The sequence below is a fragment of the Pseudomonas sp. NPDC090752 genome, assembly GCF_055584805.1.
Genome location: NZ_JBVJLI010000003.1, coordinates 35,983 through 55,041, shown reverse-complemented (window position 1 = coordinate 55,041; position 19,059 = coordinate 35,983). Strand labels below are relative to the sequence as shown.

Here is a 19,059-nt window from a genome sequence, read left to right as displayed (position 1 = left end):
TGCAGGAGATTGCCGAGGGTTTCCAAGTCTGCGCGCAGCGCCAAGCTGCCGCCGAGCGGGGCAATGCCTTGAAGCTCGGACCGAGTGGCCTGGTATTGCTGATAAGCGTCGCGGACCAGGTAGCTGCTGGTGGCCAGCATCGGCAGGAAGAACAGAACGCTGATGAGGCTGAACTTCTGGCCGAAGCTCAGCCGGTTCATCAGTGCAATGGCCGGGTAGAGCAGACGCTTCACAGGCACCTCCTTGGATTCTTTTTGTTCTGCGAGGGGTAGCACTAGGCCACCAATCTAGCGCAGAACGAATCGGAGGTTTGTAACTTAAGGTTAACCGCGGCTCAGACCAGCACCGTCCACAAGGCAAACCCGGCGTACCACAGCACCGCGCAGCGCAGCAGCAGCTCCCACAGGCTATCCAGCCGCCCCAGCCCACGCTGGGCGTCCTCTTCTTCAGGGATATCATCGGCAATACGCCCGACTCGAGCCACCAGGTGCCCGGCACTGATGTGCCAGTTGAGTAATTCGTGGAGCATCACCCGGGTGACTGCGACGAAGTTGCCGACCAAGGCAAAGCTCAGCGCCATTACCCGAACCGGTAACCAATCCATGATGTGCCGCAACTGTTCGGCACGCGCCTTGAGCGCAGGTTGCTGGCTGTTATCAGCTGTCAGCGCCAGCAGCCGATAGGCCAACGCCGCGCCGGGGCCGAGCACGAAGTACCAGAAGATCACTGCGAAGAAACTCTGGTACGCCTGCCACAGCAGGTAACCCTGAACGCGCACCAGCAAGCCATGGGGTTCGTCGGCCACCAGGCCCAGGTCACGCTCAGCCACATGCAGCGCGGCTTGGTCATCGCCCCGCCGCCAAGCATCGCGGAACGGCCCGAGAGCTGCCTTGGCGTCGCCGCGGCCGAGGCTGTAGATCAGCACCAGCAGGTGCACCGGCAGGGCCAGCAAGCCGTAGGCCACCGGGTCGAGCACATGCAGGAGCAAGACCAGCACCGCCACGGGTGCCAGCACCAGAATGGCCAGGCTCCACCAGGGGTGCACCTTGCCGCTGCGCTCCAGGCGCACCAGCTCGCCCAGGAAGAAACCATCGCGTTGCACCTGATGGCGCAGGGCAGAGAACTTCTCGACCCACAGTGCCAGTATCAACACCAGAAAACTCATGCCTTATCCTCGTTGGCCTGCACGGCGGCGCGGTACCGCGCCCAATCGAATGCCGGACCGGGGTCAGTCTTGCGCACCGGGGCAATGTCGCAATGGCCCTGGATACGGCCTTGGTCGATGGCCGGCCAGGCGGCCTGGATCTGCCGCGTCAGCTGCTCCAGCACGGCGTACTGGGCATCGGTATAGGGGCGGTCGTCGGTGCCTTCCAGTTCGATACCGATGGAGAAGTCGTTGCAGCCCTCACGCCCATCGAAGCACGACACGCCCGCATGCCAGGCGCGGTCGAGCAACGACACGAACTGGGTCACCGCGCCGTCGCGCTCGACGAACAGGTGCGCCGACACGGTCAGGTGGCTGATGCTGGCGAAGTAGGGATGCTCGTCGGGGTCCAGGCGGTTCTGAAAGAACTGCTGGACTTTGCCGGTGCCGAAGCAGGCCGGCGGCAGGCTGATGTTGTGGATCACCAGCAGGGAGATCGATTCGCCCTCGGGGCGCGCGTTGAAGTTCGGCGAAGGGCAATGGGTGATTCCGTGGAACCAGCCGGTGGCAAGGTCCAATTGCATGGGGCAGATCCTGAAATGCGCCGGGTACAGAAGCGCAGTATGCCTTGCTCGTGCGGCGCTGTGCAGGTGAATCATTTGGACGTGTGTCAATGCACCTGCTGCTGGCGCAAACCATCGAGTACGCTTTCCAGTGCCCGTTCGAACAGCAGTCCGTCATCCAACAGCCGCGCCTCGCCGAGGCGCAGGGCCTGAGCCAGGCCTTGTGCGGTCCACTCTCGCACCTTGAGCCCAGTACGATTGGCAAATACCAGACGGTCGCTGCTGTCGACGCGTGCCACCAACTTGCAACGCAGCGGCTCATCGTCGTCGAGCACTTCGACCCAGGCGCCGATGCGCAGGCGCTGTACCGCTCGCAACTGCGCGGCGTGCTCGGCGGGCTGGCGCAGGGGGGCGCAAGCGGACTCTTCGGCGATAGCCAGCACGATGTCCTCGGCCACCAGCACCTCGCCTACCTCGGAAGATGCCCCCTCGGCGCCTGTGCAAGCGCGCAGGTGCAGTTGCTCAAGTTGCTGGAAGAAGTCGCGGGTCGCCGCCGAGTCCAATGCGACGCTGGCCAGCCCCTCGCGCAGCGCCTTCAACAAGCCAGGCACGTGCTGCAACAGCGCTTGCGGATCTCGTTGAGGGAGGATGCTGGCAAGCAAGGTGTCCATGGTCGCCAGCGCGTTGCGCCAGGCTGGCGAACCTTCGCCCTGCTTGAGCCAGGCCAGCAGCAGCACCTGGCTCCAGGCTTGCACCAGCATCTGCACCACCACCTGTGGCAGCATGCGCCCGCGCAACCGTTGGTTGAGTGCCTGCTGTACCTGCTGGCGGGCCTGCAGGGCACGCACCCGCCCTTCTTCGGCGTCGCGGGTGCGTTGTTCGAGCAGTTCGTTGCGGCGACGCTCGTCTTGGTTGAACGCCAGGAAGTCTTCTAGCAGATCGGCGAACAGGCTGGCATCCTCGGTGAAATCGTTGAGAAGCCGCTGAACGATGCGCTCCACGCGCAGGTGCAGGCTGTCGCGCAAGCCATCGCTGCCGGTTTCCCAGCCGATCGCTGCGGCGCCGATTTCGTTGAGCAAACGGCGCGCCGGATGGCTCGCGCGGCTGAACAGCCCTTTATCGAGCAGCGCCACCTTGAGCAACGGGATGTGCAAGCGCACGATCAGCGCACGCAAGCTGTGCGGAAGGTTGTCGTCGGCATGGATATGCTCGAACAGCAGTCCGACGAGATTGATCATGTCCTCGTCGGCTGTGGCGATACGTCGGCGCGTGCCGCTGCGTACGCTGACCCGCAGCAACAACTGTTCAAGCTGCTGGCCGAGATCGAAATCGTCCTCTTCGACGGCCGCCGGTACATAGTGCTGCAAATGTGAAAGCAAGCGCAGCAGGTCGGCTGTCCCGATCGGCTGCGCCGTGGCAACCGCGTGCAAGCGTGGTGCAATCCGCCCACGTGCCGGGGCCAGTAGCCCTTGAATTGAAGCAAAGAACGCCTGGCCGATGCTGTCAGCGCCGATGTCATCAGACTCAAGCGTGGCCGATATCCGCCGCGAATCATTGCGCCGATCTTCAGCACGCCGACGCGGTGCTGGGGGCAGCTCAGCCAGGACACCGGCGGCTGCCAGCAGTTGGTTGGCCTCACCGTACAGGACGTCGATGTCACGCAGCACGTAGCGTTCGAACAACTTCAGCAGAACCAGCTTGACCCGCAGACCGACCCCCAGGTTGCGCCCTGCCTGTAGGAAGTAACCGCTCAGTGCGGCAGGTCCGAGCGGGTTGTGTTGCGGGGCCAGGGTGCACTCAAGCAAGGTCTGCAAACGCAGGCTCAGTTGGTCGAGTGCAAGCCCGTCGCGCGACAACACGCGCGCGACCATACCCTCGACGGTCGCAGCCCGTTCCACGTGTGCCTTGTTGCGCGAAGGGTCGATGGCCGCCATGAAGCCCAGCGGGTCGACTTGGCCGATGCGGGCGAAGCTATCGTAGAAGACATCGAGAAAGCCGCGCTCGATGCTTTTGCGCTTGAGGCGCAAGTCGCGCATCGCTTCAAAGTACAGGTGCTGGTCGAAGCGGTCGGCGGCCTTGTCGGCCATTTCAAAGAGGGTATCGTCGGCGTTGTCGAACAAAGCCTGCAGGCCCTGGCGCAATTGCAGGGCGGCCTTGTCGCGCACCTGCAGCAGGAGCACGGGGAGGCAAGGCAAGGGCGTGCGCGCTCCTCGATCGATGGCAGCCGCCAAGGGCACCACCTTGCCTTCTTTATGCATCCCGAACTCCTTGCTGGGTGACTGGTTCGATAGGGCGAAAATCGTCAAAGCTATGACGCCAAATACTGGGCGCCATTATCGGTAAAAAAGCCGATGCCTGCCAGCACCTCTTCACGTGTCGGTAAATGACTGTATTTTTTGCCAATTGCTCATTCGGCCGGACCAAAGGTGGGCTGCAAGATGGCTGTACAGCCAGGCCCCCTGCCCTATAATCGGCGGCATCTAGCTTGTGGAGCCGACCATGCCGAACCTACGCCTTGCCGACCTGACCGCCGAGATCGAAGCCAATGTGCGCCGCGCGCTGCTGGAGGACATCGGCAGTGGCGACATCACCGCACAATTGATCCCGGCCGAACGTTTGGCCAAGGCCACCATCATCACCCGCGAGGATTGCGTGATTGCCGGCACCGCCTGGGTCGATGCCGTGTTCCGCCAGCTCGACCCGCGCGTGGCGGTGCACTGGCAGGTGGCCGACGGCGAGCGCGCCAGCGCCAACCAGGTACTGTTCCATCTCGAAGGCCCGGCACGCTCGCTGCTCAGTGGCGAGCGCAGCGCGCTGAACTTCCTGCAGATGCTGTCGGGCGTGGCTACCCGTGCACGTCAGCTTGCCGACCTGGTCGAAGGCACCCAGGTGCAGTTGCTCGATACCCGCAAGACCCTGCCGGGCCTGCGCCTGGCGCAGAAGTACGCAGTGACCTGCGGCGGGTGCCACAACCACCGCATCGGCCTGTACGACGCCTTCCTCATCAAGGAAAACCACATTGCCGCCAGCGGCGGCGTTCCCGAAGCGGTGGCAGCCGCGCACCGCATCGCCCCAGGCAAGCCGGTGGAAATCGAAGTGGAAAGCCTGGATGAACTGCGCCAGGCGCTGGACGCCGACGCCGACATCATCATGCTCGACGAGTTGACGCTGGACGAGATGCGCGAAGCAGTGCGTATCGCCGCCGGCAAGGCCAAGCTCGAGGCCAGTGGCGGGGTCAATGAAACCACCCTGCGGGCGATTGCCGAAACGGGGGTGGACTACATCTCCATTGGCGCGATGACCAAGGATGTGAAGGCCGTGGACCTGTCGATGCGATTGAGCCTGTGAGCTGAGCGAAGGCAATAAAAAAACCGGCCAGATGGCCGGTTTTTTTATTGCGCGTGGATCAGAACGAGGCGTTGGCCAGGCCGTCCAGGTAGCGCTCGACGTCCAGCGCCGCCATGCAACCTGCACCCGCCGAGGTGATGGCCTGACGGTAAACGTGGTCAGCCACGTCGCCTGCGGCGAACACACCTTCGACGTTGGTGGCGGTGGCATTGCCTTCACGGCCGCCGTTGACCACCAGGTAGCCGTCCTTCAAGGTCAGCTGGCCTTCGAACAGCGAAGTGTTCGGGGTGTGGCCAATGGCAATGAACACGCCGTCGACCTTGATTTCGTCGCTGCTGCCGTCGTTGTTCTTCAGTCGCGCACCGGTCACGCCCATGTTGTCACCCAGCACTTCGTCCAGGGTAGCGTTGAGCTTGAGTTCGATCTTGCCTTCGGCGACACGGGCATTGAGCTTGTCGACCAGAATCTTTTCGGCGCGGAAGGTTTCGCGGCGGTGCACCAGGGTCACCTTGCTGGCGATGTTGGCCAAGTACAGCGCCTCTTCCACGGCAGTGTTGCCGCCGCCGACCACGGCGACCGGCTTGTTGCGGTAGAAGAACCCGTCGCAGGTCGCACAGGCCGAAACGCCTTTGCCCATGAACGCTTCTTCCGACGGCAAGCCCAGGTAGCGGGCGCTGGCGCCGGTGGCGATGATCAGCGCGTCGCAGGTGTAGGTGCCGCTGTCACCCTGCAGGGTGTAGGGCTTGTTGGCCAGGTCGACGGCATTGATGTGGTCGAAGACGATCTCGGTCTCGAAGCGCTCGGCGTGTTCCTGCATGCGCTGCATCAGCGCCGGGCCGGTCAGGCCATGGGGGTCGCCCGGCCAGTTGTCGACTTCGGTGGTGGTGGTCAGCTGGCCACCAGCCTGCATACCGGTGATCAGCAGCGGCTTGAGGTTGGCGCGGGCGGCGTACACCGCGGCGCTGTAACCGGCAGGGCCGGAACCGAGAATGATGACGCGCGAATGACGTACTTCAGACATGTCGTACTCCTGTCGAGCAGGCCGCAGGGGCCGGCATCGGTAAATTAAAAAGGGCCCACGCAGCACTTGGGGAAGGCTACTACGCGCAGGCCCAGAAACCGAAAGTTGAGCGCACTGTAGCGAGGTGGCAGAGATTAAGGAAATATCCTTCGACAATCCACCTCATAGGCAACCTCTATACGTGAATTTCACCTGGCTAAAAGCCTCCCAGGCTTTTGTTACAGGCGGTTTCCCAACCCCTGCCCGCCTTTCGTCGGCGCAGCAAAGCCGGTAAGGTCAGCGCGTTTTCCCTTCTCTGCGGAGTGTCTCGATGCAAGCCCCTGTCCTCTCTGGCCCCCAGTACCTGCGCGAAGGCCTGAAACTGGTGCTGAGCCCCAACCTGCGGTTGTTCGTGCTGCTGCCTTTGGCAATCAACCTGCTGCTGTTCGGCGGCATGATCTATTTCGCCGGTCATGAATTCGGTTTGTGGCTGGACGCCCTCATGCCGACCCTGCCGGATTGGCTGAGCTTTCTCAGCTATATCCTCTGGCCGCTGTTTGTCGCCTTGCTGGTATTGATGGTGTTTTTCACCTTCACCCTGGTGGCCAACATCATCGCCGCGCCTTTCAATGGCTTTTTGGCTGAGAAGGTCGAGGTGGTGGTGCGGGGCCATGACAACTTCCCGGCGTTCAGCTGGGCTGAGCTGGTGGCCATGGTGCCCCGCACCTTTGGCCGCGAGATGCGCAAGCTCGGCTACTTCCTGCCACGGGCCATCGCGCTGTTCATCCTGTCGTTCATCCCGGTGGTGAACGTGATCGCCGCGCCGCTGTGGCTGATCTTCGGTGTGTGGATGATGGCCATCCAGTACATCGACTACCCGGCGGACAACAACAAGATGAGCTGGCAGGACATGCTGGCCTGGCTTCGGCAGAAGCGCTGGCAAAGCATGGGGTTTGGCGGCATCACCTATCTGGCGTTGCTTATCCCAGGCGTAAACGTGCTGATGATGCCGGCTGCGGTGGCGGGGGCGACGTTGTTCTGGGTAAGGGAGCGCTAGCGAGACATATCTACCGCTTTGCGCATTCCCTACTGTTTTCTACTGAGTAACGGGCCGCACCTTTGCAGCCCGATAATCAGGAGATGGACACTATGAACAATGATAAAGACTATCTGGACCTGTCCGGCATTCCAGAGCACCTGCAGGGCTTCGAGATTCTCAAGCACAAGGCTAACTGGCGGCTTGATGAAGCGTTGCAGGCCCAAGGCATCGATCTTCCGGCCTCGGCGCTGTTCGTCAATAGCGTCAACGACCCAAAAGAACAGGTGGTGATACACAGCGCCTCGCTGGTAACCCTGTTGGTCGAAGCTGTGCAAAACAATCAGCATCCGGTCATCAGGGGTGAGAGCAGCGGCGTCTTCGGTGTAGCGCATTCGTTCGCTGACGAGCACCGTATTGATGGCAAACAGGCCAGCATCGAACAATTCGCCGCGATTGCCAGTGATGTTTACGTGCAACTGACTGCCTGACAAAGGGCCTGGTATCCGGCGCCGCGGGTGCCGGATACGCTGCGTAGCTTCACAACAGCAGTGTTCAATGGCTCAGCTGGCTGGAAAACTGCCCTACCGCATCCACCACCTTCTTCGCCCCTTCCTGAATTTCAACGATCACCCCACCGGTATCCGCCGCCAACGCCAATCCCTGTTCGGCCTGGCGCTTGCTGGTATCGATGATGTCCACTGCCGCCTGGGCCAGTTGCTCGTTTTGTTGCACGACCTTGGCGATCTCTTCGGTGGCAGTGCTGGTACGTGAAGCCAACTGGCGTACCTCGTCGGCGACCACGGCAAAACCCCTGCCCTGCTCCCCGGCACGCGCGGCCTCGATGGCAGCGTTGAGCGCCAGAAGATTGGTCTGGCCGGCAATATCGCTGATGGTCTTGATGATCGCGCCGATCACCTTGGACTGCTTGTCCAACGCCTGGATGCCTTCGGCGGCGTCCTGCATCGAGCCTTCCAGTCCACGCATCACCTCGACGGTCTGAGTCACTACGTCGGTGGCCTTGCGCGCACTGCTGTCGGTTTCAAGTGAGGTGTTGTAGGCAATATCCGCAGCCTGCGCCACGGCCTGTTCCTGGTTCACCTGGTCGGTGATTACGGTGGCGAACTTGACCACTTTATACAGCACATCATGGGCATCAATGATCGGGTTGTAGGACGCTTCCAACCATACCGTGCGCCCGTGCGCATCGATCCGCTTGAAGCGTTCGGCCACGTACTCACCACGCCGTAGCTTTTCCCAGAACGCCTGGTAGCCCGCCGAGCTGGCTTCCTCCGGTTCGCAGAACAGGCGGTGATGTTTGCCACGCACCTGGTCGAGGCTGTATCCCATCGTTTGCAGGAAGCGGTCGTTGGCGGTCAGCACCTGGCCGTCGAGGTTGAACTCGATCACGGCAGTGGAACGCATCAGCGCCTTGATCAGGCTTTCATGCTCGCGAGAAGTCTCGATGGTGCGAGTCAGGTCGCTGGAGTGCATGGAGAAATGCATGATGCGCCCGTCGCTGCCCTTGACCGGTTGCAGGATCGAACGTAACCAGGCCTCTTCACCATTGCCACGCAGCAGGCGGAAAGCCCCATTCAGGTGCTCACCGCGGCTGATGGCGCTTTTCATGCGCTGGTAGAAGTCGAGCTTCTTCACATGCGCCGGCACGATGTCTTCGATGTGACGCCCGATCAGTTGCTCGGAGCGGTAGAGCATCTCTCTCTCGAAGTTGCCGTTGATCATCTCGATACGCCCCTGGGGGTCGAGCTGAAGCACCAGCATTTCGCTGTCCAGGCTGCTCTTGACCTGCTCGACGGAAAACAGGTCCTCGCGCAGTTGCTGGATTTCTTTCTTGAGCTTGCTGTTGAACATCACCGCTCCCGGAGCGCGTCACCTGATCGAATGCATCTTCATCGGCTGCCTCCACTCGCTTCTTGAGGGGCCCTGAAGGGAAATATTCAAAACGGCGAAACTGCCGGAAATCAGGCGTCATCTGCGCGTCACGAGGCTGTCACATGAGCGCAACGCGGCAGGCGGAAACTTTTTGTCATGAATACACCTGCCCTACGCATCACCCTCGTCAGCGAAACCTTCCCACCGGAAATCAACGGCGTGGCCAATACTCTTGGTCGCCTCTGCGAGGGCCTGCGACAGCGCGGCCATCAGGTGGAAATCGTGCGGCCACGGCAGGCGGGGGATGTGCCCGCAGCCGACGATCCGAACGTGTTGCTGTGCCGTGGCTGGGGGTTGCCGGGCTACCCCGGCCTGCAATGGGGCGAAGTGTCGATACACAAGCTGTTGCGCCGCTGGCGCAGGCAGCGGCCGGATGTGCTGTACATTGCCACCGAAGGCCCGCTGGGGTTGAGTGCATTGCGGGCTGCGCGGCGCCTTGGCGTGTCGGTGGTTAGCGGCTTTCATACCAATTTTCCGCAGTATTCTGGCCAGTACGGGCTAGGCTTGCTGGCACGCCTGCTTACCCATTACCTGCGCTGGTTCCACCGTCGCACCGTCGCCACCTTGGTGCCCAGCGCCAGCCAGCGCCTGGAGCTGGAACGGCGTGGCTTCGAACGCCTGGCGCTGATGGCCCGAGGGGTCGATGCTGGCCTGTTCAACCCGGCCCGGCGCAGCCAAGCCTTGCGCGATGCATGGGGCCTTGGCCCGGAGGAAATCGCCGTGTTACATGTCGGGCGCCTGGCGGCGGAAAAGAACCTGGCATTGCTGCAGCCTTGCCTGCAAGCGCTGCAGAAGAGTTATCCACAGCGGCGCTTGCGTTTGGTCGTCGTCGGCGATGGGCCACAGCGGGCATCCCTTGAACAGCAACTGCCGGACGCCGTATTCTGCGGTGCCCAACGCGGCGAAGCGCTGGCCGAATACTACGCCAGCGGCGACCTGTTCCTGTTCCCGAGCCTCACCGAAACCTTTGGCAATGTGGTGCTCGAAGCCATGGCCTCGGGTCTGGCGGTGGTCGCCTACGACGAGGCCGCTGCTGGCCAGCACATCCGCCACGGCCATAGCGGCGCCCTGGCCATGCCCGGTGACCAGGCGGCCTTCATCGATGCCGCCTGCTGGCTGCTGGAAGAACGCGAGACATTGCGCAGGGTCCGCCTCAATGCTCGGCAGCACGCCAGTCGTCAGGGCTGGCCGGCGATCGTCGAACAGTTCGAGGCGCACCTTTACAACGCTTGCCACACGGCGGTTGCCGGCCCAGAGTCAGCAACCGCCACGCTGGCGATCAAGCCAGGCTCGACAGCGCCTCGCGGCTGAACGGCAGCACGTCCGCTTCGCGCCCTTCGCGAACCTTTTGCGCCCACTCGGCATCCACCAGCAATGCCCGGCCCACCGCCACCAAGTCGAACTCTTTGTCGCCCAGGCGCCGCAACAAGCCTTCCAGGCTGGCGGGTTTGGCCACCTTGTCGGTGTCGACCATGAACTGCAGGAACTCACCATCAAGGCCGACGCTGCCCACGGTGATGGTCGGTTTGCCCGTCAGAGTCCGGGTCCAACCGGCCAGGTTGAGCGCGGAGCCTTCGAATTCCGGCTCCCAGAAACGCCGTGTCGAGCAGTGGAAGATATCCACACCGGCGTCGGACAGTGGCTTTAGGAAGGCCGCCAACGCTTCGGGTGTTTCGACCAGGCGTGCGCTGTAGTCCTGCTGCTTCCATTGCGAGAAACGGAAGATGATCGTGAAGTCCGGCCCCACCGCTGCGCGCACGGCTCGAATCAGTTCGATGGCGAAGCGCGAACGACCCTCCAGGTCGCCGCCGTACTCATCCGTGCGGCGATTGCTGGCCGCCCAAAAGAACTGGTCGATCAGGTAGCCGTGCGCGCCGTGGATTTCCACACCGTCCATCCCGATAGCCTTGGCATCGCGGGCTGCCTGGGCAAACGCTGCGATCACTTCACGGATATCGTCATGGGTCATGCCATGCACCTGCACTTGCCCATCCTTGGCCTTCTCGCTCGGCCCGAAGCCCGGTACGGCGGCGTCCGGCTCGGTGCCCAGGCGACGTACCGCGCCGACGTGCCACAGCTGCGGCACGATACGCCCGCCTTCGGCGTGGACTGCCTCGACGACGCGCTGCCAACCGGCCAACGCATCTGCACCGTAGAAGCGCGGCACGTTGGCATAACCGTTGGCGGCCTTGTGTGCAACCGTGGTGCCTTCGGTAATGATCAGGCCGACCCCTGCTGCCGCACGTCGGCGGTAGTACTCGACCACGCCATCGTGGGGCACGCCACCGGGGCAGAAGGTACGGGTCATGGGCGCCATGACGACGCGGGTCGGCAGCTCGAGCGCGCCGAGGGTGAAAGGCTGAAACAGGGGATGGCTGGACATGGGGCGCTTCCGTCTGGGTGAGGAAATGCGCCTGAGGTTAGGGGGCGTTACGGGGATGGCACAGCATTATTGATCTGGGTGATTCTGCGCTATCGCCGGGGGCGCAAAGCACCCCCGGGATAATCAGCCAAGCGCTTTCTCGATAGCCTGCACTACAGTCGGGTCATCCGGCGCGGTACGCGGGGCGAAGCGGGCCAGTACCCGCCCATCCTTGCCCACCAGGAACTTCTCGAAGTTCCAGCTGATGTCGCCGGGGAACTCGGCGCCCTCACCTGCCAGCAGGCGGTACAACGAATGGCGCTGCGGTCCGTTGACCTCCAGCTTGGCGCCCAGCGGGAAGCTCACGCCATAGTTGAGGGTGCAGAACGCCTGAATATCTTTCTCGCTGCCAGGCTCCTGCCCGGCGAACTGGTTGCAGGGCAGGCCCAGCACATTGAAACCCTTGCCCTTGAACTGCTGCTGGAGCTTTTCCAGCGAGGCGTACTGCGGCGTGAGGCCACACTTGGAGGCAACATTGACCACCAGCACTACCTGGCCCTTGAACGGGGCCAGGGGCAGGTCCCGGCCGTCCAGCGCCTTCAACGTCAGGTCGTGAAATGCACTCATGATGAATCCCCTGTCAGGTTCCCGGTTGCCGCTGGGGCGAATTGCGCCCACTAAAAAGGCGCTCATCCAAGCCGTGCACCCTCCGCGTTGGAGGCATGCCGGCTTGTCCGAGCGCCTGGCGACTTTCTGAGCTTAGCGCAGAAAATCAGTGGTGATGGCCACCTTCACCGTGGATGTGACGGTGAGCGATTTCTTCTTCGCTGGCGTCACGCACGTCGACTACCTTGACCTGGAAGGTCAGGCGCTGGCCGGCCAGCGGGTGGTTGCCGTCGACGGTCACGTCGTCGCCGTCGAGGTCACGGATGGTGACGATCTGCATCTGGCCGTCCGGCGCGGAAGCGTGGAACTGCATGCCCACTTCCAGTTCGTCGACGCCTTCGAACATGCTGCGGTTCAGGGTGCTGACCAGCTCGGCCAGGTACTCGCCGTAGGCATCTTCAGGCTCGATGGTGACGTTCAGCTCGTCGCCAGCCTGTTTGCCTTCCAGGGCTTTTTCCAGGCCCGGGATGATGTTCTGGGCACCGTGCAGGTAGACCAGTGGCGCGCCACCGGCGGAGCTGTCGATGGTCTCCCCGGCGTCGTTGGTCAGGGTATAGTCGATGGAGACAGCCTTGTTGGCGGCGATCAGCATGGGGCAAGACCTTTTGCAAAAGTATGTAGAGCGGACAAGTGTAACCAACGCATCGCCCGATTGCGACCGCAGCGGCGGCGCGGGGCGCCCCATCAGTCGGATCCTGGGCTTTCACCAGGACGAAGACGGCCACTGGGTGGTCGACCTGTCCTGCGGCCATACCCAGCACCTGCGCCATCAGCCACCGTGGCAGGCGCGCCCCTGGGTGCTCGACCCCGAGCAGCGCGCGCAGCGTGTCGGCCAGGCTTTCGCCTGTGGCTGGTGTGCACAGGAGGCCGATAGCGCTACCCTTGGCCGTTGATTCCTTGCAACGCTTTATTTCGAGAAGCACGCATGCAGACATTTTTCATTGCGCCGACCGACTTTGGGGTCGGCCTGACTTCGATCAGTCTCGGCCTTGTGCGTACCCTGGAACGCGCCGGGCTCAAGGTCGGTTTCTTCAAACCGATCGCCCAGCCGCACCCCGGTGACACTGGCCCGGAACGCTCCACCGAGCTGGTCGCACGAACCCACGGCATCAAGCCGCCAATGCCGCTGAACCTGGGCCAGGTCGAGCGTATGCTCGGCGATGGCCAGCTGGACGAGCTGCTCGAAGAAATCATTCGCCTCTACCAACAAGCCTGCATCGGTAATGACGTAGTGGTGGTCGAAGGCATGGTGCCGACCCGCCACGCCAGCTATGCGGCGCGGGTCAACCTGCACCTGGCCAAGAGCCTTGATGCCGAGGTGATCCTGGTTTCGGCGCCGGAAAACGAAGTGCTCAGCGAGCTGTCCGGGCGGGTCGAACTGCAGGCCCAGCTGTTCGGTGGGCCGCGCGACCCGAAAGTGCTCGGGGTGATTCTCAACAAGGTGCGCACCGACGAGAGCATGGCCGACTTCGCCACGCGCCTGCGCGAACATTCGCCATTGCTGCGCGGCAACGATTTCCGCCTGCTCGGCTGCATTCCCTATCAATCCGAGCTCAACGCCCCGCGCACCCGCGACGTCGCCGAGCTGCTCGGTGCCCAAGTGCTCAATGCCGGTGACTACGAACAACGGCGGATGAACAAGATCATCATCTGCGCCCGCACCGTTGCCAATACCGTGCCACTGCTCACCCCCGGCACCCTGGTGGTGACGCCGGGCGACCGCGACGACATCATCCTGGCGGTGAGCCTGGCGGCGATCAATGGCGTGCCATTGGCCGGGTTGCTGCTGACGAGCGACAGCAAGCCCGATGCGCGCATCCTCGGCCTGTGCCGTGGCGCCTTACAAGCCGGCCTGCCAATCCTGTCGGTGAGCACTGGTTCCTACGACACCGCCAACCTGCTCAATTCGCTGAATCGCGAAATCCCGGTGGATGACCGCGACCGGGCCGAATTCATCACCGACTTCGTCGCCAGCCACCTGGATGCTGCCTGGCTGCATCAGCGTTGCGGCACACCGCGTGAACTGCGCCTGTCACCCGCGGTGTTCCGTTACCAGCTGATACAGCGGGCGCAGCAGGCCAACAAGCGCATCGTCCTGCCGGAAGGCGCCGAGCCGCTGCTGGTACAGGCTGCAGCAATCTGCCAGGCGCGTGGCATCGCCCGATGCGTGCTGCTGGCCAAGCCAGAAGAAGTCGAAGCCGTGGCCCGCGCGCAGGGCATCACCCTGCCAGCTGACCTGGAAATCCTCGACCCCGAGCTGATTCGCAGGCGCTATGTCGAGCCGATGGTCGACCTGCGCAAGAGCAAGAACCTCAATGCGCCGATGGCCGAACAACAGCTGGAGGACCCAGTGGTGATCGGCACCATGATGCTGGCGCTGGACGAGGTCGACGGCTTGGTTTCGGGCCTGGTGCACTCCACCGCCAACACCATCCGCCCTGCCCTGCAGCTGATCAAGACCGCGCCGGGCGCGAGCCTGGTGTCGTCGGTGTTCTTCATGCTGTTCCCCGAGCAGGTACTGGTGTACGGCGACTGCGTGATGAACCCGCACCCCAGCGCCAGCGAGCTGGCCGAAATCGCCCGACAGAGTGCGCAATCGGCGCAAACCTTCGGCATCGCGCCGCGGGTGGCGATGATCAGCTATTCCAGCGACTCGGCGAGCGACGAAGAAGTGGAAAAAGTGCGTGAGGCCACACGCCTGGCACAAAGCGCGGAACAGAGCCTGCTGATCGATGGCCCACTGCAGTACGACGCCGCCGCCAACCCTGAGATCGCTCGCCAGCTCGCGCCGAACAGTCCGGTGGCGGGCCACGCGACGGTGTTCGTGTTCCCGGACCTGAACACCGGCAACACCACCCACAAGGCGGTGCAGCGCAGCACCGACGGGGTCAGCCTGGGGCCGATGTTGCAAGGCCTGCGCAAGCCGGTGAATGACCTGCCGCGTGGCGCTCAGGTGGACGACATCGTGCATACCATCGCGCTGACAGCCATTCAGGCCAGCAGCGTCGGCTGAAATGAAAAAGGGCAGGCTCCGAATGGGCCTGCCCTTTTCTTTGCCGCAATCTACCGCTTACGGATACTGCTGCACCTGACCCTGCTGATCATACTGCTGACCCGGGATCGGCTTCAGATTGACCTCGACACGGCGGTTCTGCGCGCGGCCATTGGCATCGGCGTTGCTGGCAATTGGCTGGTCAGGTCCCATCCCACGCACGGTAACGCGCGAAGCATCAACACCTTGCGAGCTCAGGTAGGTGCTGACGGCCTGGGCGCGGCGCTGCGACAGGTCCATGTTGTGCTGTCGGCTGCCGGTGCTGTCAGTGAAGCCGACCACTTCGATGGTGTTCTGGTTGAACTGCTTGAACGAGTTCGCCAGGTTGTTCAGCGGCGAGTAGAAACTCGGCGCGATGTTGGCCGAATCGGTGGCGAACGTGATGCTGCCCGGCATGATCAGCTTGATCTGGTCGCCCTGGCGCTGCACTTCGACGCCGGTGTTGGCCATCTGCGCACGCAGCTCAGCTTCCTGCTTGTCGGCGTAGTAACCATAACCGGCGGCAGCGGCACCTACTGCGGCGGCGCCGATCAGCGCGCCCTTGCCACGGTTGTTGTGATCGATTGCCGCACCGGCGACGGCCCCAGCCAGCGCGCCCAGGCCGCCGTATTTGGCAGTCTTGCTCATGCCGGTAGAGCCGCCCTGCGCCTGGCCTTGGCTGTCATAGGGGTTCTGGCCGGCACAGCCGGTCATCAGGGCTGCAGCGGTTGCGACGATAATCAGACGGCGCATGGTGAACATGGACAAGCTCCTACAAAAATTCGTGTGTGCAGCAAATCATGAATGGTTCTGTGCCAGCCTTGGATTGCCTGATGGCAAAAAAATTCCATGAAAGGCTTTTAATGCGAATTCACGCCCGCACGAACGGATTTTCACGCATCTCGTCACCCAGGCGGGTTTCAGGTCCGTGGCCGGTGACCACGATGGCGTCCTCGTCCAGCCGATACAGCCGCTCTTTGATCGAGCGAACGATAGCGCGCTGATCGCCGCCCCACAAATCGGTGCGGCCGATGCCGCGACGGAACAGCGTGTCACCGGCCACCAGCAGCTTGGCCTCGGCGAACCAGAAGCTCATCGAACCTGGTGTATGCCCAGGGGTGTGCAAGGCCACGCCACAGCCGCAGGCGAGTTCTTCATCGTCGCCCAGCCAGCGGTCGGGTGACGGCACCGGCGTGTAGGGCACGCCGAACATCTGGCACTGCACTTCCAGGTTGTCCCACAGCGGCTGGTCGTCCTTGTGCAGGTGCAGCGTTGCGCCGGTGAGTTCCTTGAGCTTGCCCGAGGCGAGAAAATGGTCGAAGTGCGCGTGGGTGTGAATGATGCTCACCAGGGTCAGGCCATGGGCCTGCAGGCGGGCGAGGATCTTGTCCGGGTCACCGCCCGGGTCGACGACAATGGCTTTCTGGGTGACGGGGTCGCCGATCAGGGTGCAGTTGCACTGCAGGGGGCCTACGGGGAAGGTTTCTCGGATGAGGGGGGCTTTGGAAAGCATCAGGGCTACCGGGGCGTGGGGTGGTGGGGTCAGGCGCTTGTCTTTAGTTTCATGGTGTCACGCAGATCGAGCGCCGCGCGGGCGGCGCTCGATTTCATGGTCGCAGAATAACCCAGGACAGGCACCAGGTTGCCACAATCCCAATCACGGCAAATACAACCTGAACAACCCACCCCCCAGCGCCCCACCGTTGGCAATCTCGATACGCCCCCGCACCCCAACACGCTCATGCAGCGCCGCGATCCGCGCCGCGAAATACAGGCCGAGCCCAGTGCTGCCGCTCTGCGCATCGATGCCCTGCACGTAGTCCTGCTGGCGTTCGAGCATGCGGGCCGGGTAGCCGGGGCCGTCATCGTTGACGCTGATCACCAGTTGCTCGTTTTCTTCCTCGATGCTGATCAACAGCGCGTGCCCGGCATAACGGGTAGCGTTGGTGACCACATTGGCGATCACCGAAGCGACCAGTTCACGGTCGAAGAAACCCAATGGGTTTTCGCTGTCGATACGCCAGGTGGCGAGGATGTCGTTGTGTTCTAGCACCTGCTGATGGGCCGCCAGCTGCGCTTCGATGAAGTCTTCAAGTTCGTGGTAATCCGGGCACACCGGCAACTGGTTGACACCCAATTTGTACAGCCCGAGCATCTGCACGAGCATGCCATTGAGGTGGCGGAATTCGTGCTCGATCACCCCTTGCTCGGGGCCGCTGCGCAGCTCTTCAGGCAGGCGCGCCAGCCATTGATCATGGGATTGGATAAGCGCCGACAGCGAGTTCTTCAGGTCATGCACGGTGGAGGCGATCACCGTGGAAAAGTCCAGCCCCTGATTGTCCTGGCTCATGCGCCGAAAACCTTGATGTGCAGTTTGCGGTAGCGGTCGTAACGGCTGTCGCTGGCTGGTATGCCCGCCACGCTGGTCAGGCAGTTGCGACACTCCTGCAGGATCGCCGGTGGCGTGGCTTCGCCGCCGATGCGCAGCAGTGCCTGGGCCGTATTGAGGGCGATGCTGATGTTCTTGGGTTGCAACGAAAGGGCCTTGCGGAACATCTGCAAAGCTTCGTTGAGCTGCCCAGCCTGATAACTGCGCACGCCCTGGCGATTGAGGTCGACCGCTTCGGTGACAGCACCGAGCACCGTCGGGTCATCGGTCAGTTTGGCCACGCTCTGCATGACTTTGGGGTCATCTCCGTAGGTTTCCACGCACCCCTTGAGGATGGTGCCTCCGGCGGCTTCCTGGCCAAGCGACTGCAGCTGTTTGGCGACGGTCAGGGCGGCTTCGACCGAGAAGAACTGGTCCATCTTGTCCAGCCGCTGCAGGGCTTGCTCGGTGAGCTTGGCGGCGGTTTCGGCGTCGCCGGCCTGCTGCAGGCTGGCGGCTTTCATCAGGCGCGCACGCACTTGCAGGCCCTGGTCCTCGACATTGTCCTTGGCTACCTCGCTGAGCACGGTGTTGATCTCGACCCGGGTTCGCGCATCCAGGCCGAAGCCGGCATTCTTGTTCATCAAGGCCTGCACCAACCCCAGGTTGCTTTCGGCATCCTTGTAACGCGAGCTCTGGCCCTGGTTCACGGCGTGGCGGAAGGCCTTGGAGGCGCTGTCGAAGTCTTCGTTGTCCAGTGCCAACTTGCCTAGCGCGGCCTGTCGGCGTACCGCCAGCGGCGACAGTCGTACCGCCTCTTCAAGCATATTCTGCGCGCGCTTGCTCTCACCCTGCGCCACCAGCACGTCGGCCATGCCGTCGTACAAGCTCGGCATGATCGGGAACGCCTTGAGCGCCTGTTCGTAGACACCCTGGGCCTGGGCATTCTGGCCACGCTTGTGCATCAGGCTGCCCAGCGCCGCATACACCCAAGGCTGCGGACGGCTGGCGAGGATGCCCTTGAGGAATTTTTCCAGCTCGTCGAAGCGGTTGAGGTCACGCAGGGCGTCGGCGCGGTAGCGCAGGCAAAGCGGCGCGAAACGCGGGTCTTTCTTGCACAGCTCGGCGCAGGCGGCCAGTACCTCGGCCGGGCGGCCGCGGTCCAGGGCCTGAAGGATCGGCTTGAGCAAGGTCTTGCGTTGCGTCAGTTTGTCGAGACGCTGGGCCAGGCCAACCCGGTTGAACGGTTTGGTCAGGTAGGCATCGGGCTCGTGCTCCAGGGCACTGAGCACAATGGCCTGGCTGCTCTCGGCGGTGACCATGATGAACACGCACTCATGGCTGATCAGTTTGTCGAGGATCAGGTCCTCGAGCACTTGCTGGCCGTTCTTCTTGCCGTCACCGAGATGGAAATCCTGAAGAATGTAGTCGTAGCGTTTCTGCCCGCACATACGCAGGGCCTGCTCACCGCTATCGGCAGTATCGACCTCACGCACCCCCAGCTCGCGCAGCATTGAGCGCGTCGACGTGCGAAAGTCGGTGAAGTCATCGACGATCAGAAAGCTCTTTTGCCCGTACTGCAGCATCA

At 62.8% G+C, this 19,059-nt stretch carries 18 protein-coding genes; 6 read left to right on the top strand and 12 right to left on the bottom strand.

The window, feature by feature from the left end:
- Positions 1 to 334: 334 nt before the first annotated feature.
- The 3 genes from ampE to ACZ6YA_RS05480 form a co-directional block, all read right to left on the bottom strand.
- Positions 335 to 1,165 carry a regulatory signaling modulator protein AmpE gene (gene ampE, locus ACZ6YA_RS05490; RefSeq protein WP_465896047.1) on the bottom strand — a complete coding sequence of 277 codons (831 nt, stop codon included), beginning with the start codon at positions 1,163 to 1,165 and terminating at the stop codon, positions 335 to 337.
- Positions 1,162 to 1,728 (bottom strand): 1,6-anhydro-N-acetylmuramyl-L-alanine amidase AmpD, encoded by a 567-nt coding sequence (gene ampD, locus ACZ6YA_RS05485; protein WP_465896045.1) that lies wholly within the window; start codon positions 1,726 to 1,728, stop codon positions 1,162 to 1,164. Before ampD ends, ampE begins: the two co-directional genes overlap by 4 nt.
- An 86-nt stretch (positions 1,729 to 1,814) precedes the next feature.
- Entirely contained in the window at positions 1,815 to 3,965 is a 2,151-nt protein-coding gene (locus ACZ6YA_RS05480) for a DUF1631 domain-containing protein (protein ID WP_465896043.1), read from the bottom strand.
- A gap of 241 nt (positions 3,966 to 4,206) precedes the next feature.
- Between ACZ6YA_RS05480 and nadC the strand changes: the two genes are divergently transcribed.
- Positions 4,207 to 5,055, top strand: a complete 849-nt coding sequence (gene nadC, locus ACZ6YA_RS05475; protein WP_465896041.1) for a carboxylating nicotinate-nucleotide diphosphorylase — start codon at positions 4,207 to 4,209, stop codon at positions 5,053 to 5,055.
- Positions 5,056 to 5,113: 58 nt separating this feature from the next.
- Here nadC and trxB read toward each other — a convergent pair whose 3' ends face one another.
- Positions 5,114 to 6,076, bottom strand: coding sequence for a thioredoxin-disulfide reductase (gene trxB, locus ACZ6YA_RS05470; protein WP_264361786.1), 963 nt, complete (start codon positions 6,074 to 6,076; stop codon positions 5,114 to 5,116).
- A gap of 310 nt (positions 6,077 to 6,386) precedes the next feature.
- Here trxB and cysZ point away from each other — a divergent pair, with 310 nt between their 5' ends.
- Entirely contained in the window at positions 6,387 to 7,112 is a 726-nt protein-coding gene (gene cysZ / locus ACZ6YA_RS05465) for a sulfate transporter CysZ (protein WP_465896037.1), read from the top strand.
- Between the two features lie 92 nt (positions 7,113 to 7,204).
- Positions 7,205 to 7,582: a hypothetical protein gene (locus ACZ6YA_RS05460; RefSeq protein ID WP_465896034.1), complete on the top strand. Its 378-nt coding sequence runs from the start codon at positions 7,205 to 7,207 to the stop codon at positions 7,580 to 7,582.
- A gap of 64 nt (positions 7,583 to 7,646) precedes the next feature.
- On the opposite strand, the gene ACZ6YA_RS05455 is transcribed toward ACZ6YA_RS05460, so the two are convergent.
- Positions 7,647 to 8,963, bottom strand: a complete 1,317-nt coding sequence (locus tag ACZ6YA_RS05455; RefSeq protein ID WP_465896032.1) for a methyl-accepting chemotaxis protein — start codon at positions 8,961 to 8,963, stop codon at positions 7,647 to 7,649.
- A 177-nt stretch (positions 8,964 to 9,140) separates the two neighbouring features.
- Here ACZ6YA_RS05455 and ACZ6YA_RS05450 point away from each other — a divergent pair, with 177 nt between their 5' ends.
- Positions 9,141 to 10,355: a glycosyltransferase family 4 protein gene (locus tag ACZ6YA_RS05450; RefSeq protein WP_465896029.1), complete on the top strand. Its 1,215-nt coding sequence runs from the start codon at positions 9,141 to 9,143 to the stop codon at positions 10,353 to 10,355.
- Here ACZ6YA_RS05450 and ACZ6YA_RS05445 read toward each other — a convergent pair.
- The 3 genes from ACZ6YA_RS05445 to ACZ6YA_RS05435 all read right to left on the bottom strand — a co-directional run bounded on the left by ACZ6YA_RS05445 (position 10,324) and on the right by ACZ6YA_RS05435 (position 12,664).
- Positions 10,324 to 11,427, bottom strand: a complete 1,104-nt coding sequence (locus ACZ6YA_RS05445; protein ID WP_465896026.1) for an NADH:flavin oxidoreductase — start codon at positions 11,425 to 11,427, stop codon at positions 10,324 to 10,326. The two genes, ACZ6YA_RS05450 and ACZ6YA_RS05445, sit on opposite strands and share 32 nt — an antisense overlap.
- A 123-nt stretch (positions 11,428 to 11,550) precedes the next feature.
- The gene (locus tag ACZ6YA_RS05440) at positions 11,551 to 12,033 is read right to left on the bottom strand and encodes a glutathione peroxidase (RefSeq protein ID WP_465896024.1); all 483 of its coding nucleotides are present in this window, start codon (positions 12,031 to 12,033) and stop codon (positions 11,551 to 11,553) included.
- Positions 12,034 to 12,178: 145 nt separating this feature from the next.
- A complete protein-coding gene (locus ACZ6YA_RS05435) occupies positions 12,179 to 12,664 on the bottom strand; it encodes an FKBP-type peptidyl-prolyl cis-trans isomerase (RefSeq protein WP_016393914.1) in 486 nt (161 codons plus the stop codon).
- Here ACZ6YA_RS05435 and ACZ6YA_RS05430 point away from each other — a divergent pair.
- Positions 12,663 to 12,965 carry a DUF3565 domain-containing protein gene (locus ACZ6YA_RS05430; protein ID WP_465896021.1) on the top strand — a complete coding sequence of 101 codons (303 nt, stop codon included), beginning with the start codon at positions 12,663 to 12,665 and terminating at the stop codon, positions 12,963 to 12,965. The genes ACZ6YA_RS05435 and ACZ6YA_RS05430 overlap by 2 nt on opposite strands.
- Positions 12,966 to 12,997: 32 nt before the next feature.
- Positions 12,998 to 15,085, top strand: a complete 2,088-nt coding sequence (pta, locus tag ACZ6YA_RS05425) for a phosphate acetyltransferase (protein WP_465896017.1) — start codon at positions 12,998 to 13,000, stop codon at positions 15,083 to 15,085.
- Between the two features lie 57 nt (positions 15,086 to 15,142).
- Here the strand turns inward: pta and ACZ6YA_RS05420 are convergent, their stop codons facing one another.
- The 4 genes from ACZ6YA_RS05420 to ACZ6YA_RS05405 form a co-directional block, all read right to left on the bottom strand.
- The gene (locus ACZ6YA_RS05420) at positions 15,143 to 15,865 is read right to left on the bottom strand and encodes a YiaD family glycine zipper/OmpA-like lipoprotein (RefSeq protein ID WP_465896014.1); all 723 of its coding nucleotides are present in this window, start codon (positions 15,863 to 15,865) and stop codon (positions 15,143 to 15,145) included.
- Between the two features lie 109 nt (positions 15,866 to 15,974).
- A complete protein-coding gene (locus ACZ6YA_RS05415) occupies positions 15,975 to 16,616 on the bottom strand; it encodes an MBL fold metallo-hydrolase (protein ID WP_465896011.1) in 642 nt (213 codons plus the stop codon).
- Between the two features lie 144 nt (positions 16,617 to 16,760).
- Positions 16,761 to 17,453, bottom strand: coding sequence for a sensor histidine kinase (locus ACZ6YA_RS05410; RefSeq protein ID WP_465896008.1), 693 nt, complete (start codon positions 17,451 to 17,453; stop codon positions 16,761 to 16,763).
- Entirely contained in the window at positions 17,450 to 19,057 is a 1,608-nt protein-coding gene (locus ACZ6YA_RS05405) for a response regulator (RefSeq protein ID WP_465896005.1), read from the bottom strand. Before ACZ6YA_RS05405 ends, ACZ6YA_RS05410 begins: the two co-directional genes overlap by 4 nt.
- Between the last annotated feature and the right edge of the window lie 2 nt (positions 19,058 to 19,059).

Coding starts and splice junctions, on each gene's coding strand:
- ACZ6YA_RS05435 (WP_016393914.1), bottom strand. CDS start 12,664: ATGCTGATCGCCGCCAACAAGGCTGTCTCCATCGACTATACCCTGACC.
- ACZ6YA_RS05455 (WP_465896032.1), bottom strand. CDS start 8,963: ATGTTCAACAGCAAGCTCAAGAAAGAAATCCAGCAACTGCGCGAGGAC.
- ACZ6YA_RS05420 (WP_465896014.1), bottom strand. CDS start 15,865: ATGTTCACCATGCGCCGTCTGATTATCGTCGCAACCGCTGCAGCCCTG.
- ampE (WP_465896047.1), bottom strand. CDS start 1,165: ATGAGTTTTCTGGTGTTGATACTGGCACTGTGGGTCGAGAAGTTCTCT.
- ACZ6YA_RS05445 (WP_465896026.1), bottom strand. CDS start 11,427: ATGTCCAGCCATCCCCTGTTTCAGCCTTTCACCCTCGGCGCGCTCGAG.
- pta (WP_465896017.1), top strand. CDS start 12,998: ATGCAGACATTTTTCATTGCGCCGACCGACTTTGGGGTCGGCCTGACT.
- ACZ6YA_RS05410 (WP_465896008.1), bottom strand. CDS start 17,453: ATGAGCCAGGACAATCAGGGGCTGGACTTTTCCACGGTGATCGCCTCC.
- ampD (WP_465896045.1), bottom strand. CDS start 1,728: ATGCAATTGGACCTTGCCACCGGCTGGTTCCACGGAATCACCCATTGC.
- ACZ6YA_RS05430 (WP_465896021.1), top strand. CDS start 12,663: ATGGGGCAAGACCTTTTGCAAAAGTATGTAGAGCGGACAAGTGTAACC.
- ACZ6YA_RS05480 (WP_465896043.1), bottom strand. CDS start 3,965: ATGCATAAAGAAGGCAAGGTGGTGCCCTTGGCGGCTGCCATCGATCGA.
- ACZ6YA_RS05440 (WP_465896024.1), bottom strand. CDS start 12,033: ATGAGTGCATTTCACGACCTGACGTTGAAGGCGCTGGACGGCCGGGAC.
- trxB (WP_264361786.1), bottom strand. CDS start 6,076: ATGTCTGAAGTACGTCATTCGCGCGTCATCATTCTCGGTTCCGGCCCT.
- ACZ6YA_RS05405 (WP_465896005.1), bottom strand. CDS start 19,057: ATGCTGCAGTACGGGCAAAAGAGCTTTCTGATCGTCGATGACTTCACC.
- cysZ (WP_465896037.1), top strand. CDS start 6,387: ATGCAAGCCCCTGTCCTCTCTGGCCCCCAGTACCTGCGCGAAGGCCTG.
- ACZ6YA_RS05460 (WP_465896034.1), top strand. CDS start 7,205: ATGAACAATGATAAAGACTATCTGGACCTGTCCGGCATTCCAGAGCAC.
- nadC (WP_465896041.1), top strand. CDS start 4,207: ATGCCGAACCTACGCCTTGCCGACCTGACCGCCGAGATCGAAGCCAAT.
- ACZ6YA_RS05450 (WP_465896029.1), top strand. CDS start 9,141: ATGAATACACCTGCCCTACGCATCACCCTCGTCAGCGAAACCTTCCCA.
- ACZ6YA_RS05415 (WP_465896011.1), bottom strand. CDS start 16,616: ATGCTTTCCAAAGCCCCCCTCATCCGAGAAACCTTCCCCGTAGGCCCC.